The sequence below is a fragment of the Paenibacillus sp. T2-29 genome, from assembly GCF_052921365.1.
Genome location: NZ_JBREVE010000002.1, coordinates 451,246 through 467,236, shown reverse-complemented (window position 1 = coordinate 467,236; position 15,991 = coordinate 451,246). Strand labels below are relative to the sequence as shown.

General features: G+C 46.9%; 19 protein-coding genes, 1 pseudogene and 1 riboswitch. Of the genes and pseudogenes, 11 read left to right on the top strand and 9 right to left on the bottom strand.

The features are described from left to right. Positions 1-146 precede the first annotated feature (146 nt). The 5 genes from queE to ACU1JV_RS07895 form a co-directional block, all read right to left on the bottom strand. Positions 147-944 carry a 7-carboxy-7-deazaguanine synthase QueE gene (gene queE / locus ACU1JV_RS07915; RefSeq protein ID WP_413985700.1) on the bottom strand — a complete coding sequence of 266 codons (798 nt, stop codon included), beginning with the start codon at positions 942-944 and terminating at the stop codon, positions 147-149. Further along, positions 937-1,428 carry a 6-carboxytetrahydropterin synthase QueD gene (gene queD, locus ACU1JV_RS07910; RefSeq protein WP_064962417.1) on the bottom strand — a complete coding sequence of 164 codons (492 nt, stop codon included), beginning with the start codon at positions 1,426-1,428 and terminating at the stop codon, positions 937-939. The genes queE and queD overlap by 8 nt, the downstream gene beginning before the upstream one ends. Further along, complete coding sequence (gene queC / locus ACU1JV_RS07905) at positions 1,421-2,104, bottom strand: 7-cyano-7-deazaguanine synthase QueC (protein WP_013369760.1); 684 nt, start codon at positions 2,102-2,104, stop codon at positions 1,421-1,423. Before queC ends, queD begins: the two co-directional genes overlap by 8 nt. 135 nt (positions 2,105-2,239) lie before the next feature. Continuing rightward, a riboswitch (PreQ1 riboswitch) is annotated at positions 2,240-2,283 on the bottom strand. An 85-nt stretch (positions 2,284-2,368) separates the two neighbouring features. Next, complete coding sequence (locus ACU1JV_RS07900) at positions 2,369-3,073, bottom strand: AIM24 family protein (RefSeq protein WP_064962416.1); 705 nt, start codon at positions 3,071-3,073, stop codon at positions 2,369-2,371. A 25-nt stretch (positions 3,074-3,098) separates the two neighbouring features. Beyond that, complete coding sequence (locus ACU1JV_RS07895; protein WP_346835328.1) at positions 3,099-3,539, bottom strand: hypothetical protein; 441 nt, start codon at positions 3,537-3,539, stop codon at positions 3,099-3,101. Positions 3,540-3,851: 312 nt separating this feature from the next. On the opposite strand from ACU1JV_RS07895, the gene ACU1JV_RS07890 reads away from it, so the two are divergent. The 3 genes from ACU1JV_RS07890 (at position 3,852) to ACU1JV_RS07880 (ending at position 6,054) form a co-directional block, all read left to right on the top strand. Further along, a complete protein-coding gene (locus ACU1JV_RS07890; RefSeq protein WP_013369763.1) occupies positions 3,852-4,007 on the top strand; it encodes a hypothetical protein in 156 nt (51 codons plus the stop codon). A 224-nt stretch (positions 4,008-4,231) separates the two neighbouring features. After that, complete coding sequence (locus ACU1JV_RS07885; protein WP_013369764.1) at positions 4,232-4,999, top strand: hypothetical protein; 768 nt, start codon at positions 4,232-4,234, stop codon at positions 4,997-4,999. A 71-nt stretch (positions 5,000-5,070) separates the two neighbouring features. Then, the gene (locus ACU1JV_RS07880; protein ID WP_013369765.1) at positions 5,071-6,054 is read left to right on the top strand and encodes a helix-turn-helix transcriptional regulator; all 984 of its coding nucleotides are present in this window, start codon (positions 5,071-5,073) and stop codon (positions 6,052-6,054) included. A gap of 42 nt (positions 6,055-6,096) precedes the next feature. Here the strand turns inward: ACU1JV_RS07880 and ACU1JV_RS07875 are convergent, their stop codons facing one another. The 4 genes from ACU1JV_RS07875 to ACU1JV_RS07860 form a co-directional block, all read right to left on the bottom strand. After that, on the bottom strand, positions 6,097-6,768 hold the full coding sequence (locus tag ACU1JV_RS07875; protein ID WP_013369766.1) for a 3'-5' exonuclease: 672 nt from the start codon (positions 6,766-6,768) through the stop codon (positions 6,097-6,099). Positions 6,769-7,013: 245 nt separating this feature from the next. Further along, on the bottom strand, positions 7,014-8,915 hold the full coding sequence (locus ACU1JV_RS07870; protein ID WP_413985701.1) for a 5'-nucleotidase C-terminal domain-containing protein: 1,902 nt from the start codon (positions 8,913-8,915) through the stop codon (positions 7,014-7,016). A gap of 196 nt (positions 8,916-9,111) precedes the next feature. After that, complete coding sequence (locus tag ACU1JV_RS07865) at positions 9,112-9,537, bottom strand: ImmA/IrrE family metallo-endopeptidase (RefSeq protein WP_090736441.1); 426 nt, start codon at positions 9,535-9,537, stop codon at positions 9,112-9,114. Between the two features lie 11 nt (positions 9,538-9,548). Next, positions 9,549-10,022, bottom strand: coding sequence for a helix-turn-helix domain-containing protein (locus ACU1JV_RS07860; RefSeq protein ID WP_013369769.1), 474 nt, complete (start codon positions 10,020-10,022; stop codon positions 9,549-9,551). Between the two features lie 276 nt (positions 10,023-10,298). Between ACU1JV_RS07860 and ACU1JV_RS07855 the strand changes: the two genes are divergently transcribed. From ACU1JV_RS07855 to ACU1JV_RS07820, 8 genes and pseudogenes are all read left to right on the top strand, one after another. Then, a complete protein-coding gene (locus ACU1JV_RS07855; protein ID WP_013369770.1) occupies positions 10,299-10,787 on the top strand; it encodes an ArpU family phage packaging/lysis transcriptional regulator in 489 nt (162 codons plus the stop codon). Between the two features lie 106 nt (positions 10,788-10,893). After that, positions 10,894-11,746: pseudogene (gene ant(6) / locus ACU1JV_RS07850) on the top strand (aminoglycoside 6-adenylyltransferase). Between the two features lie 345 nt (positions 11,747-12,091). Beyond that, complete coding sequence (locus ACU1JV_RS07845) at positions 12,092-13,060, top strand: hypothetical protein (RefSeq protein ID WP_413985702.1); 969 nt, start codon at positions 12,092-12,094, stop codon at positions 13,058-13,060. Positions 13,061-13,070: 10 nt separating this feature from the next. Then, a complete protein-coding gene (locus ACU1JV_RS07840) occupies positions 13,071-13,289 on the top strand; it encodes a hypothetical protein (RefSeq protein ID WP_413985703.1) in 219 nt (72 codons plus the stop codon). A gap of 2 nt (positions 13,290-13,291) precedes the next feature. After that, entirely contained in the window at positions 13,292-14,758 is a 1,467-nt protein-coding gene (locus ACU1JV_RS07835) for a phage tail sheath family protein (protein WP_413985704.1), read from the top strand. Between the two features lie 122 nt (positions 14,759-14,880). Then, the gene (locus ACU1JV_RS07830; protein WP_016821317.1) at positions 14,881-15,288 is read left to right on the top strand and encodes a phage tail tube protein; all 408 of its coding nucleotides are present in this window, start codon (positions 14,881-14,883) and stop codon (positions 15,286-15,288) included. Positions 15,289-15,387: 99 nt separating this feature from the next. Next, positions 15,388-15,822, top strand: coding sequence for a phage tail assembly chaperone (locus ACU1JV_RS07825; RefSeq protein WP_007429164.1), 435 nt, complete (start codon positions 15,388-15,390; stop codon positions 15,820-15,822). Positions 15,823-15,845: 23 nt separating this feature from the next. Further along, on the top strand, positions 15,846-15,977 hold the full coding sequence (locus ACU1JV_RS07820) for a hypothetical protein (protein WP_019686368.1): 132 nt from the start codon (positions 15,846-15,848) through the stop codon (positions 15,975-15,977). Positions 15,978-15,991 lie beyond the last annotated feature (14 nt).

Below are 15,991 nucleotides of genomic sequence, written 5' to 3'. Positions count from 1 at the left end.
AGCGATATTTTATTGTGAAACCCCGTCCTCGCGGACGAGCGTTTCTCTCTTTTTATATGGCTTTGGGTGTCGAGGGTGTACTTCGACTAATTTGGTGTATCTTGTGTATCACATACAGACCATATGGAATATATTGTATATGCATGTTATACACCGCGTTTGTTGCCCCATACGAGGGTGTGGAGCTGCGGGAGTACTCTTACATCGTTTAGTCTGGAATCGTCCATGACACGGTCGATAAGCCATTCATAACGATGGAGCAGAGACTCCGCGATCTGTCCGGTGTTCTCCGTGTTCACATCTGGATTACCCGTCTGGAGGAACAACGGTATATGTGGATAGCGCTCGTGAATGGTGCGGGCATAGGCAAGATCGGTGTCATCGAAGATGACGACCTTTAGGCTGCATGCTCCAGCCATCTTTTGGTTTGACAGACGGGTTACGATATCATCCAGCACCTCCCAGTTGGTCGTCATGCCAGAGCTGGGCGGCTTAGGGGATAAGGTCACTTCATCGATATCGTACAGCCATTCCTGCCAACGGGAGCCTTGTGTTTCGACAGCGGTGGCAATGCCTTGACTGCGTAGCAGGGTAATCAGCGTCCCGAGCTGTGGCAGCAGGGCAGGATTGCCTCCGGAAAGGGTCACATGCGAGAACCGTTCGCCGCCGATGGACTTTAGTTCCTGCCAAATATCTGTGGCACTCAGACGTCGAATTTGATCCTTGGCGCTGCCGTCCCAGGTAAAGGCGGAGTCGCACCATGAGCAATGGTAATCGCAACCTGCGGTACGAACAAACATCGTTTTACGACCAATGACCATACCTTCGCCCTGAACGGTGGGACCAAACACCTCAAGTACAGGAATAGGGGCTGCTTTAGCCCTATCGAGAGTTGTCGTAGGTTGGTGAGTAGTTACGGTATTAGCAGTTACAGTATTACTCATCGAACATCCACTCCCGTCGGAATTCGGCGTAGCTGGTAGGTGTCTCGAACAATCTTACAAATTCAGTACGTCCACCCTCAACACGATTGCTGTATGCATCCGAGGTCAAGGCTGACTCCATTTGTTCAAAGATCCAGACGACCATATTTTCCGCCGTTGTATTCATTGGAGGAAGCGTCTCATTCAAGTAACGGTGGTCCAGAAAAGGCTCAATTCGCTCTTTCCAGATCGTTTTGATATCACCAAAATCCAGCGTTAGACCTGTTTCGCCCGGTATACCGCTTATGCCAAATACGACGATATAAGTATGTCCGTGCAGATTTTTGCATTTGCCTTCGTAACAGTGCAAATGGTGTGCTGCATCGAACGTAAACTGTTTGCTAACAAGTACACGCTTGCGGTGATAGCGCAGCTGAGAGCGCTCAATGTCTGTCCCGAACTGCTGGAGCTTGTCGACAATGCGAAAGGTACCTGGCTCACGCATGACCTTCAACTCCTTGGGAGGAAGCTCCGCGCACCGCGAGATACTGCTCTAGTCCGGCACGACGGAGATTACAAGCAGGACATTCGCCACAGCCATCGCCAATGATGCCGTTATAGCACGTTAGTGTACGGGTTCTTACAAATTCAAAAGCTTTCAGCTCATCGGCCATTTGCCAGGTTTCGGCCTTGTTCAACCACATGAGCGGGGTATGAATCACAAAGGGATAGTCCATCGAAAGGTTCAGTGTGACGTTCAGCGATTTAATAAAGGAATCCCGGCAATCGGGATAGCCGCTGAAATCTGTCTCGCAAACGCCTGTAATGATGTGGCGCGCTCCTTTTTGCTTGGCGAGAACTGCTGCGAAGCTCAGGAACAATAGATTACGACCGTCTACAAATGTGCTAGGCAGTTCGCCTTCCTCTTGAGTAATGTCAATGTCGGTGCGTGTGAGGGCATTCGGGGCAAGTTGGTTGAGCAGGCTCATATCCAGTACCGTTTGCGGAACACCCAGCTCGCTGGCGATTCCGGCGGCAACTTCGATTTCCTGCTTGTGGCGTTGACCGTAATCGAACGTCACAGTTTCTACTTCGGCAAAATGTTTTTTTGCCCAAAATAAACAGGTTGTACTGTCTTGGCCGCCGCTGAATACGACGACTGCTTTTTCGTTTGTAAACATAAAAAAACCTCTCGATCTTCTTGGAATGGTGTAAGACACAGCGTCTTGTCACGTGGAAGAAAGAGAGTTCTTGAACCGGCTTCAACAAAAAACAGGCCTTGCCCCGCAAGTTCATTTTCATATGCGGAGGACAAAGCATCGTTAGTTTTTTATAGAGGGAGTTCGCGAACCTCTCCCATGCGTTATGCATGGATTTTCTTCATTAGCATCTGCCACGAGGACAGACAGCTTCATTAATAGCATTGCCATTATAGCATGGCAGGACTATTTGATAAACACTCCACCAAAGGGAATGATTTCCCTTAAAAGTCGTTTGATTACGCCATCGTCGTTCATATCCTGCTGAAGCCGCCGATGATGCTCACCGGCATGAAATAGTACAGTACCATGTCCAGTCATTTTAAAATGATAGTTCATATGCTGGCTGGCCAGATGGTTACCGTATACGGTTAACTCCAGCTTGGCATTTTCTGGATAGGCTATGACGCTGCTCGCATCGACATAGATCGGCTCCGATGGATGAAGCTGTTCTTGACATACCAATCCCTGTGTCAAAATACCAATGTGACCTATACCGTCAAATTTCATTTTAATGACATCACGGCTAAACAACATGTTTTTCATGCTTAGTAGCTTGGTACGCATTTGGATGCCGGCGCTGTACCAGAACAGGTTGCGGAAATCGTATAGCAAATCGTCGCTTCCTTCAAGCTTGATCATCTTCAGACTAAAGCCAGGAGGAAGTGCGGCAATTAGTCGGCAAGCCCCTGTGAAATCGGCCTGAATCAGTTTGTGCTTGCGGTACATGCCTTTAATATTCATCAGCTTATCACTACGGCCCGTACTGGGGCCGCGATAGGCGATAATTTGCTGCGGATGCAGAACGTGCAGCTTTTCCCCTTCAGTCAGGTCGAGCGTTACGACTGAACCGACGCTTTCATCATGGTGTTGTCCTGCTTGTATGTCCATTCAGACCTTTCATCCTTTCAGGCAGTTAGTATCTTCCCGAACGTCGACGCATCCCGTAACGCAACAGTCGGATACCGATAAAATAACCGGCCAGCAGAATGATAGCCGTGATGATGAGCATTTTATTTCGGTGTGAAGCCTGATCGCGCTGGGTTTGAAGATTTTTTAATTCTGTAACAGTGTCGTTCAGTTTGCGGTTTTGCTCCAGCAGTTGGGCGTTCTGCTTCTGATAGGTTTCAATGCTGGTGCGGGCCTTTTCCAGATCTTCCTGTGTTTGTCGGTAGCTTTCCTTGAGCTGGTACACATCGCCGGGCAACCGCGAAAACTGCTCAAAGCCTTGATATACATCATCCCAATAAGCAGCATGAACTTCGGGTACACGAGTTACCCCAAAAATAAACAAAAGTGCTATAGCAGCGCAGACAATGCGGCGGTACAAAGCAAAGCGACAAGTTGCTCGTGCCAAGAGATGTCCCCCTTTTGATAAACCAAGATGTTAGATGTTACAGATGATTACCCATATCACATGGTTACGTACAATATAATGATTTGGATGCAGGTTTTAGAATATACAGACGACAAATACGGGAAAAGATGATCAAAAAAACTCGATATATTAGTTTAAGTGTACCTTAAAACGGGTATATCAAGGAAGCGGCAACATTCCGGCAGTTTTCCCAACAAACGAGTAAAGAACAACCCGCACCTGATCAGGGCTTGAATAGGAATATATGAGCTGAAATATATTAAAAATAGATATAGAAGGAGATTTTGAAAGATGAACGACAGAGAGCAAAACTATACCATTTTAAAAATTACTGTTAATGGAAAGCCTTTATCAAAGGAGCTCATCGTGGACAGCACTACTTTTGCTCCTATATCCGATGTTTGCACAAAGACGAATGTTTCTTTAACGGAAACTTCAATTTCATAAGTTTAAATATATGAAGTAGACTATCATGTAGCCCGGCATACGCCGGGCTATTTTTGCGTATTTATGCAATTGGAAAGGATTAAAATGTTATTTCGCGAATTAGGTCCCCTTTCATAAAGATTACCATGTATAATTTTCACAATCAAACATATGTTCCCTGACAATATAGTGTCAGATAACACTGTTAATTTAGAGTTACATGTTCTTTTAGGGGGAATTTACCAGTGGTGAAGTCAATGCTCAATGTAACGTACACATGGGACAGAGAGTCTATATCGGCGAATGGGTCCAAACAAGTAAATCTACTGATAGAATGGGGCTATGGAGCTATACGTAAAAGAAAAGGGAACCTAATACCGAAGGCAGCGGGATGTGACCTTCAACTTCAGTTCAATCCAGAAAACGGGGTAAATCTATTAAAAGTTGAAGGGGTGAGACTCGGGTTTAAAGAATCAGAAAACGGTGATTGCATGTTTGTTCACTGTGGTGATGTATGGCGGGGCAAATATAGACAAGCTATTTTGACGTTTTCTATCCCTGCTCACGCGTCCGGAAGACATACGATTGGAATGATCGAGTGGAGCTGGCGCAAGCCATCGCAGGAAAAGCGAACGCTGATCCGGACGGACCAGCTCTATATCCATTACACGCATCATCTTGGTTTGCTGAGCATGCCATCCAACCCGAAGGTGGAAAAATACATAAAGCTGAATGAGACGTCCCCAATTGTGAAAAAGGCATTGCGTATGTACGAGAAAGGGGAACCTGAGCGAGGAGCGTTCATCCTTACGAGACAAGCAGATGAATTGCTTATATGTGCAGCCAGAAGCGAAGACATGGACTATCTGGAGGAAGCCGAGTTACTTTTGTCCCTACGCAATAAATGGAGTGGGCCTTTTGTATCGTTTAAAGCGTATAGCTCTAAGGTCTTTTTTAATAAGGAAATATCGATAGGAGATGTTCATTTTACGGAGAATGATAGGCTGAGATAGATAATTATGCTAGTTTATTTGAGCAAATTAGTGAGTCTAATTTACTATCTTTTTGTAAAGGAGAGACTTCCTTGACTGATCGGTTGATACGTTTAATGCGGATTATTACTATTGTTCAGGCAAATCCGGGGATATTGGCAAGAGAGCTTGCCGAACGTTGTGAAACATCAGAACGTACCATATACCGAGATATGGAGGCGCTAAGCGCTATGCATATTCCGATCGCGAATATGGGGCATGGCAAGGGATACATTTTTATTAGCAATTTTGCTTTGTATCCTCTGAATTGGACAGAAGAAGAGGCAGAGGCTTTTACCAAGCTGGGAGAGATGATGGAAACGATAAAGCCTCTTTTACCGCCAGCTTTTGAAAGTGCTTATGAGAAAGTGATGGCCTCTAGTCAGAAAAAAAAGATGGACCAGACGAGCTTCGCGCAGGAAATGAAAAATATCATCCGGCTCGGCTCGACACTTGATCGGGAAAACCAGCCCTATCTGCTCAGGCTGATTGTTTTGGCGAGTCTTACGCAGCAGACAATTGAAGCGGAATACAGCTCGCCTCAAAATGAAGATGTGTCATTGGTGCAAGTAGATCCTTATTGTTTGGTTCCTCAAGACCGGCGGTTCTATATGCTTGGTTTTTGTCATAAGCAATCCGCCATGAGAACCTTTCGGATCAGCCGCTTTCGGAATATGAGGATTTTGCCGTATACGTTTCAAAAAAATACATCTGAAATGGAAATGTTTTTTAAAGGCACCTGGTCGGTGACCAAAGGAAATCAAAATATTCGGTTTGTGGTACGTTTTTCTGCCGATTCTGTATATCGGGTCAAAGAAGAGGAACTGTTCATCAAGCCTCTTCTCAAGGATTTGCCGGATGGAAGTTTGTTGTTTGAGGTGACGGTCAATCATGACCGTGAATTTCTGGATTGGCTCACATCCTATGGAGCTGAAGCCGAGATTCTGGAACCTTTACGGTACCGCAAACGTATGCAAGAAATGCTGCGAACCTGGGGGGCGTTTTACTTCGATAAGAAGGCTGGAAATCAAGAATAACAGGGGGGAAGATCCCCCGGGACGGGCCGGGGAGCTATCTGCTTAACGGTCCTTAAACAGGTTGGCGAGATTGCCGAAGGGACTGTACTGCTCCTGTTCTTCTTCTGGCGAAGAGTAGACGAGCTTTGAGCCGCGACTTTCTTCATCATCGGCAGCATTATGAACTAATGTAAGACGATCAAAATGGTGCATGAAAACCTGAGCAGTATTCACGGCATCATCCAGTGCTCGATGCTGTTGACCGTCAAACTCAATGTTGCACAATTCCAACGCCTGAGACAGGCTCAACTGACGATACTTTCCATTGGAACTAAACAGACGGGAAATTTGCTTCTGTATATCATTTGTATTATGAATCCAACCGAGATCTACATGATGAGTACGACAATGGGATACCAGCTTCTGACGGTCATCCGGGCCCCATGCGCATAAATAATAGGTCGAATCCGTGCCTAGCCAGGCAATAAATTGCTTCACAGCTTCAGGAAAGAGTGGAGCGGCATCAATGTCTCGTTGAGTAATACCCGTAAATTGAACAGTATCTGTAGAGATTACAGGCCGATTTGATGGTCTCACAAAACTGTGAAACGTATCCGCCACGAATAGACCATCTTCTCCATGAATAACTTTGACGGCACCGATATCAATGATTTCGGAGGAATATCTGGCGTTACGGCTAACGGTAAATTCAAGATCATAAATAATGTATTGCATTTTAAAGGACTCCTTCCACACACATAACTGATCCCGATGGATACCGGGACAAATGTTCTCTGCCCGAATAACTCTTCTCCATCATACCTCTCGGTTCACAACTTGTCAGCGGTTAAAAGGCTTGCTTTCAAAAAAAATATGCGATGTCCAAATGGGCTTGGACTATCGCATATCTAAAAACTCCTAACATATAGCAGCATCCGAAAACACCTGGATTCCGAACGCTGCTGTTGCTAGCTATTGAATTAGGCCGGGAGGTCTAACTTTTGCCCCGGATAAATGCGGTGAGGATTCTTCAACTTATTCAACTGCTGAAGCTGTTGCCAGGTAGTGCCGTGTTTGCGGGAAATGTCATACAGTGTATCCCCAGATTTCACAACATACACATGGCTATTTGCAGCTTGTGCAGTGGTCGATGCCTGCTGTGGTTTGCTAGTTTGAGACTTTGCAGGTGCTGGTTTCGCAGCCGCTATGGAATCGGATTGCGGTATCTCCTGCAGAGGTGCTGGCGTCGTGGTCGGAGCAGACGGCACAGCTTGTGTGGCAGGGACAGAAGCTTTTCCGTCTGCCTTGGCTTCTTGAATACGGCCGGCCGCTTGTACTTGCAGGCTAGCAGAGCTCACTTTTTGCATATAGCGGATTAACGCTTCATCCAGCGATCCGAACATACCTGCCTGTGGGTATTTAGCGAACATCGTATATTGGTCACCGCCTACAGCAGTAAAATCATTGGTAGCCAGTGTGTATGTTGAATCAGGATCAAGGGCCTTTCCACCAATCAGGATGGAGTGAACACGGCTGCCTTTGGCTGCTGAGGTGTCTATTTTGAACGAGATGCCGGATACTTGTGGGAAGCCCCCGCTCGGTTCCGGGTAGGAGGCTGCCCCATTTTCCAGTGCGGCCTGAAGGTCAGAGCCTTTCACTTTTAGGGTAACGATTTGGTTGCCGAAAGGCAGTACGGTGATGATGTCTCCCTTGGTAACCGTGCCTGCTTTGATGGAAGCCCGGATGCCGCCACCGTTTGTTAAAGCCACGTCTGCTCCTGAAACGTCACGCATAGCATCGGTGAGCAGGTCGCCGAGATTGGTTTCACCCGCACGTACTTTTTCACGCGCTCCTTCCAGATCTACACTTGTTTGTGCTACAACCTCTTTAAGAATAGGTTCTTGTTCCTTTTGAATGGAGGCGATTAATGCAGCAATTTCAGCGTTGGGCTGAACGTCAGCAGCTTGAGTCGAATCGATCAGCTTCGCTTGCTTTTGGACAACCTTACCGCCGTCTACCCATAGATCCACTACACCCAGATACTTGGTGTATTCACCTGCACTAGCGATCAACGTGCCATTGTCACCGATCAAGCCTTTTTCCAACACGGTATGGCTGTGTCCGTCGATGAAAATATCAATGCCAGGCACTTCCTTCACGACCTTGAGGCTGGTGTCTTTACTGGACGCATCTTGTCCCAGGTGACCCAGAGCAACAACGACATCCACTTTGCTGCGGATTTCGTCTACGGCCGCTTTGGCTTCAGCCGCAGGGTCGGTGAATTGAATGCCTTCCACATTTTTAGGATTGGTTTTATATGCCGTTTCAGGCGTAGTTAGGCCGATAATACCGATTTTAACGCCATCCACTTCTTTAATAGTATACGGTTGGAACAAACGTGTTCCGTCCGTTTGCTTAATGTTGGCGCTCAGTACAGGGAACTGAATCTCTTTACTCAGCTCAACCAGATGCTTCCAGCCGTAATTAAACTCATGGTTACCCGGAACCATTGCATCATAGCGCAGCTTATTAATTACTTTTACGATACTTTCACCATTGACTAAAGTAGCGAAGGTCGTTCCATGAACGGTATCCCCATTATCCAGCAGTAATGTATTGGGATTGGCGGCGCGATATTGATCGATAATGCCCGCCAGCTTGGCGAAGCCCATTTCCTTGTCGTTGGCGACCACGTGGGCATGGGTATCATTCGTATGTAGGATGGTGATGTGTTTACCGCTGACTGGAGACGGTGTTGTTCCCGTTCCTGCTGTTCCCGCTGTTCCCGCATTAGCAACTGGGTCCGCTGCTGCTGTGCCGAGACAACCAAGTAGAAGCGCGGCGGTCGTCAAGATCGACGAGAGTTTTTTCCATGAGTTCATGTTGTTCCTTCAACCTCCCATAAAATGAATGAATTAGAGAAACCGCTTACGTCCACATTTTATCAGATGATTGTAAAAATAACTCTTATTTTATATCAAAGCACTACATTTTTTTTGAGATATCGGTTGTTAAATCCACCATCTAGTTACCTATATTATAGAGGAAGTAATAGACAATCAACTCATAGAATAGGAACTATTGTTCTGTTTTATGATTAAAAAAAAGGGCAGTCTCTTTGGGCAGCCCGATCCGGGGTAAATAGTGATCCAATGTTTCGTCAGCCAACGGTGGATTCCCTGCACTCAGCAACAGCACGGCAAAGCGATTAGCCTGTTGTTCGAATTTTCCTGGAGAAAAGTAGGAATGTTCCTCCATAAAAAAGCGGCTAATGCCTTTATGCAGTCGGTCATGTCCCAATTCATGCGCACAGACGAACCGTTCCCATTCTGGTGTAAGGCCGTTGTGAATGACGATAAATCTTCTGCGCAGCTTGTGGTAATACAACCCTTTGGTTGTGGAACCCAGATCGCAATATCGGATATGGATGCCTAGGGCTTTCGCAATATCGAAGGGACAATTGGTACGGTATTTTCGGACAAGTTTGTGAATGAGTTCGTTCATGCGTTCACCTGCTATCCCTGATCTTTGCTCGCCCCGGGATCTGCGGGCTTTTTATGTTTGTTCATTTGCTTGGCTTCCCAGAATAGGCCTGTCAGTACGTCCTTGATCCGTTGACGGTCTTTTTCATCGAGCGGAATGCCATCAAACATTAATTCGTCGTCTTCCTCCAGCATTTTTTTAAAATCCCGGCGGTCTTTGGAGTTTGCCCATTCTGGTACAGTAGAACGATAAAGCTCATGCGGATTTTGCTCTATAGAATCATCATCTGCCCAATATCCGGCGGCCTTCATCATTTCGGTATAGGATACGCTGAGCGCGTCCGCTATTTTACGGAGGGTGGAGGGTTTGGGAACTCCGCGCAGTCCATTTTCGATGCGGGAAATTTGTGAATTACTAATACCTGCGGCATCTGCCAATTGGTTGATGCTCAATTGCTTGTGCTCACGCTGCTGTTTTAGGTAGGTTCCGAATGCTGGCTGTTCCACAATGGAGCTCCTTTCTGCAATAGAATCATAGATTCAGCTCTATTATACCATTAGGTAAATAGTAAAAGCACGTAATATGCCAAAAGGCATAGAAAAGTAGAGCGAATATCCTGTTTTTGGGGCTATATTGCTTTTTTTCACGATGGATACCTATCCTAAATAATGTTATGTTATACTCAAGATACGAACAAAAGGGGAACAAAATGTAAACAAGTGCGTTTTTTATTTAAAAATACATCATTGTCAAAAGGCATAATATAAGGAGTGTTGCTTTTCATGAGAAATAACTTACCCGAATTAGACCGTCGCAAAACGCAGAATGCATTGGAGGGTGTATTTGAGAAATACCGGATTTATAAAACAATAACCTTTATGGATCGGGAAAGCTTTATTACTGCTGGCTATACGGACCGCCCGAACGGACCCACGAATGTGACAAGCGATCCAACGGCCCGGACTGCTGTATATAATGTAGATGCTCCTGCAGCCCGCTTGGCCTATTGCCAAATGGTGGATGCTGTAGTGAGCCGCTTGAATGAACGTGAACAGCTACTCATCCGTGAACGTTATTTAAAAGATGACGATGTGTTCGATTACAAGGTTTATAATTATGTGTTGGACCCACCAGTCAGCAAGGATACGTATACGAAGCTTCGCACGCGTGCTTTTTATAAAATGGCGCTAGCGCTGGCAGACCAAGGCGTTTTGAATTTGGCAAGCTTGCAGAAGGGCGCGGATCGAAGACTGGGTTCGGTAAATGCATAGGGGTCACAGTCTGTGGCTCTATTAACTTAGACAGCAAGGAGTATGAACCATAAAGGTGAATAAGAAGCATAGGTCTCAATTAGAATGGGAACGGAGGACGGATGTATTGAGAAGTGAACCAGAAATGATGAATATGCTTGTAAAGTTTGCTATGAACGATAAAAGAATACGATTGGTCACGATGGAAGGATCACGTACAAACTTCAATGTTCCTCCTGATTCATTTCAAGATTATGATATTTCTTACTTTGTAACAAATATGAATTCTTTCAAGGAAAGTGATCAATGGCTGAACGTGTTTGGGGATAGGCTTATGATGCAAAAACCCGAAGATATGGAGCTTTTTCCATCAGAACTAGGTAACTGGTTTTCATATATCATTCTTTTGGGATGGAAACAAATTAGATCTGACACTGATCCCTATAAACGAGGTAGAGGATTATTTTACGAATAGCGATGGTTTAGTTGAGGTTCTGCTCGACAAGGATGTGCTGATCCAAGAGGAAGTGATCGCAAACGATCATCAATATTGGATTAAAAAGCCCACTGCAGGGGAATTTGATGATTGCTGTAATGAATTTTGGATGGTTTCAACTTATATCGTAAAAGGATTGGCGAGAAAAGAAATCCTGTTTGCTATTGACCATTTGAACGAGATTGCACGACCTAATTTGTTGCGAATGATGGCTTGGAAGATTGGATCAGAGCAAGGGTACACCTTTAGTGTAGGAAAAAACTATAAATTTATAAATCAGTATCTTCCTAATGAAGATTGGAAAAGCCTACTATCGACTTACTCAGAGAACGGCTATCAAGAAATGTGGCAGTCTTTACTTACTTGTTATTCATTGTTTAGAACATACGCTAAGGCTGTGGCAAGCAGTTTGAAATATGAGTATCCAGAATACGATGAAGCCATTACTAGGTACACTGTAAATATTTATAATTCATTGAATTGAACGATATAATAACCGCCTTTTTAAAAGGCGGTTATTTTTTTGTGTACAGCATCAACAATCAGATTAAACGCATTTTTAAACATAAGAACGAACGTTCGCAAAATGCCGCCTAACTTCATCCCTAGTTTCTACTTTTATCGTCCATTTCTCCGGCAACGCATTCGTTATAAGGGTGTAAGATTATATCATCGGGAATCAAGACAAGAGGACATACCGAAGACACACACAGTCAAACGTTAGCCGGCCAATAGGGCCGGTTTTTTCATGCGGTGATCGTCTCTGTCACTTCCCGGGAATCCATTGATAGAAAGGAGGAGTCGTGTTGCCTAAGCAAGGGATGCTGCAATGCATGAGTACAAGGCTGCGCCGGATGAGAACATGGAAGTGGAAAAAAGCCTGGCTAAACAGTCACAACATGCGAGCGCAGGATACGCAAGGGTGGCATGCCACAGGATGAGACAAGCCTTTAAGCAAAAGCTCATTGACATTATTCCAGCATTGCAAGGGCGTGTATACGATGTTCAGCCACCGTCGCAGACGGCAGAGGAACCGTATGCTGTTATGGCGCTAGGCGAGGAAATCTGGAAGTCTTCCTGGGCCGGTTACCGGCAGGTTGTCCGCATCAAGCTGTACGCAGGACAAGCGGGGCTGGCGCAGGCCGATGTATGGGCGAATGCCCTGATTGCCGGACTGCACCGGGCATCGGTGACAGGCAAAGGTGAGGACACGTCGGCTTTTACCGCACACTATTTGGGCGTGCGGGATGCAGAAAAGCTGGACACGGTTACGGGCAAGGCCTATAGAACGCTGCGTTTTGGCGTGTATGTGCCTGAAACGGAAGGCGGTTCGCCTACTCCAGCACCTGGTGCAGCACAGCCAGAAGAATGGCTGGCAGCGCTGGTCCGCTGGACGCAGAAGCAACTGGGCGAATCGTGGTCGGTATACGCCGACGTATGGCCTCCACAGCCGGGAAGTTACGCGGTATTATGGCGGCTGAGCGGCTGCGAAACCCGGATGGCGGGAGCCTCCATGTATGAGCTCCGCAAACGGTTCATCGGGCATATCACCGCCCCGGATACAACCGAAGAGAATCGCGCAGCTTCCGCGCTGGTCGAAGGCTTTGCCGCTCAAATCCAGCTTCCTCTGGAACAGGACAAGGGCCGTTATATGTCTACGGCTGAAGTATCAGCCGATTTGCAGGCAGATGCCATTTTAGACGGTCAGCTTCGGCTAACGCTGGTACAGCGGCGTATGCGTCCGGCTGAGGAAGCGGCATTGATTCGCAGAGTGGAAATTCATCCTATTTTGAAATGAGGTGGTCCGAGTGACCTTGGAAAACCATGAGAAGAGCCTGCTAAATGCAGGGCAGGAAGCAAGTGACCCACGCTACACGCTGGAGGAACTAAACGAGCACGCAGAATCATTGTTTTCTGTAAAAGAAGAAGTGCTGGCAGGCGCCTTTTTTGGCACACAGGACAAGCTGTTTACAGTAGTAGAAGCACACACTAAAATCGAACAATTTATGAAAGTGAAGGTGGATTAATTATGGCAGGCGGAACATGGGAAAACACGAATAAACCGGTATTGCCGGGTTTGTATATGAATTTTCAGGCAGCAGCAGCTTCAGCGATTCAAGGTGGATCACGTGGTACGGTCGTTGTACCCGTCAAGACAAATTGGGGCCCTGTACGTGAGTTTGTAGAGGTTGGCAGTGAAACGGCTATTAGCCAAATCTTCTCCGGCGACAGTGAGAACGGTGCGACAGCATATTCCACATTGTATCTGGCTTTGCTGGGAGGTCCGAAAAAACTGCTCGCTTACCGGTTGGCAGATGACACGGCTGCTGAAGCGTCTGTAACGCTGAAAAGCGGTGGCGAGACCCCGACCGACGTGCTGCGTTTGAAGGCTTTGTACACAGGAAGCCGCGGTAATGGTTTTGCCGTAACGGTACAGCCGACTTTGGGTGACGAGCAAGCTCGTGAGGTGCGCCTTTATGAAGGAACCAAGCTGCTGGGTACGTACAAAGGCAGTGACGGTACGGCTGCTTCGATTGCCAAAGCGCTGAACGAAAATAGCGAAAACGTATGGGTGAAGGCCGAGGTTGTCGGCGAAGGTGGCATTCCAGCGGATGTTAGCGGCGTGCATCTGACAGGCGGCAATAGCGGCAATAGCAAGCTGGTTAATGCCGATTACATCGCCATGCAGGAAGCACTTGAAGGACAGGAGTTTAATGTGCTGGCCCTCGATTATGCAGCCGATCTGGCATTGCTGCAAAGCTTTGCTGCCTGGATCAAACGTGTGCGGAGCGAAGGCAAAGGCGTCATCGCTGTATTCGGCGGTTCTGCGGCAGACGATGTGTCCAAAACAGCTGTCAGCTTGGCCTCTGCACGTTCCCTGGCGCTGAACCATGAAGGCATCGTGAATGTGGGTACAGGTGTACGCCTGGCAGGTACGGACTACAGCTCCGCCCAAACGGCTGCCTATGTAGCCGGGCTGATTGCAGGCCAACGTTTGAACCAATCCGCAACGTACGCGGTTACACCTTTTGAGGATGTAACCCGCCGCTGGACACGTTCCGAGCAGGAACAGGCTGTCCGTAACGGGGTGTTCCTCCTGTTCTTCGACGGCCGTCAGGTCAAAGCGCTGCGTGGAATCAACAGCTTGGTGAACCCGTCTGCCGGACAAAACAACGCATGGAAGAAAATCCGTTCCATCCGTGTTATGGATGCCATTAACGCTGACTTGCAGCGTGCAGCCGAAGAGACTTACATTGGCAAAATCAACAACACGGTGGAAGGCCGTCTGGCACTCATCGGTGCGATCAAAGAATACCTGGCACAGCTGTCGCTGAGCAACGTGATCGAGGCAGATGGCTACGATGTCATTCTCGACCCAGCCTACTACGGTGATGCGCCAGTCATCAAACCGGAGCCGGATCAAGTGTTCCTGCAATGGAACGTGAAGCTCACCGACGTGATGGAGCAGCTGTTCGGCACATTTTACGTGCAATAAATAAGCATTTTACGTGTATAAGCATTTCGCATGTAATCAGCAGAAATAAAGTAGCTTTTTAACAACGAGGATTTTGTGAAATCCCGAACTATATTATGAATTATTTTGAGGAGGAAAAAGAAATGTTGGATGCTTCAAGAGTTATTTTAGGTACGTTTGGTCAGGCGCATGTGGATGGGGTGTGGCAGACGAACATCAATAAGCTGGAAGCCAGCGTGGAAATGGAAAAACGCGAATTGAATCTCGTCGGCAATGAGTGGAAGGTGCATAAGCGCGGTATCAAAAAGGGAACGGGAACGATGAGTGGCTACAAGGTTACGTCCGACATGATTCGTCGTGGCTTTAATCGTTTTGAGATTATTACCAAACTGGATGATCCAGAAGCCTTTGGACATGAAAGTATTCGTCTCATCCGTTGCACTGCTGACAAAATCCAGTTGGCCAACTGGACAGCAGGCGAGGAAGTACAGGAAGAAACGACCTTCACTTTCGAAGGCTATGAACTGCTGGATCCGATTGTAGCAAACTAAATTGGTTAACGGGGAATGGGATACTATCAGGTGTCCCGTTCCCCAAATACAAATAAGAATTTGCGAAATTCTGAAATTAACAATAAGGGAGAATGACTTATGAGCTTGAATGAGAATATGACAGAAGAACAAATTTTGGACAGTCTGTTTGAAGCCGCTGAAAAACTGCCCGAGGAAACCGTTCGTATCAAGCGCCTGGATATGAAAATTGTGCTGCATGGACTGACTTCCAGTAAGGTGGACAGCATTCGTGAACGTTGCACGATTCGTCGTACCGTGAAGGGTGCTGTGGATGAAAAGGTAGATACCGAGACGTTCAACGCCTTGTTGATTTCGGAAGCTACCGGAAAGTTGGAAGTGAAGGGCCTGTCTCTTAACGGTTGGGGAGATCCCCGGATTACAAGCCGCTTGAAGCTGTCCGGTGGCGAACAGTCTGTCCGCCGTATGCTGCTGGCGGGTGAACTGGACGCAGTAGGGGATAAGGTATTGGAACTGTCCGGTTTTGGAGTTGAGATTGCTGATCTAAAAAACTAATCGGCTCCGGGGGAATGACGACGATGCTGTACCACTTGTGGGTCCGGCACCACCTCCGTCCCGGAGACTTTTGGCGGCTTCCCCGCGGTGAGCGCATGCTGCTGCTGGCGTTTGCCGAACAGGAAATGGATAGCATAGCAGCTTCTAAAGCATAAACAAGGAGGTGAAC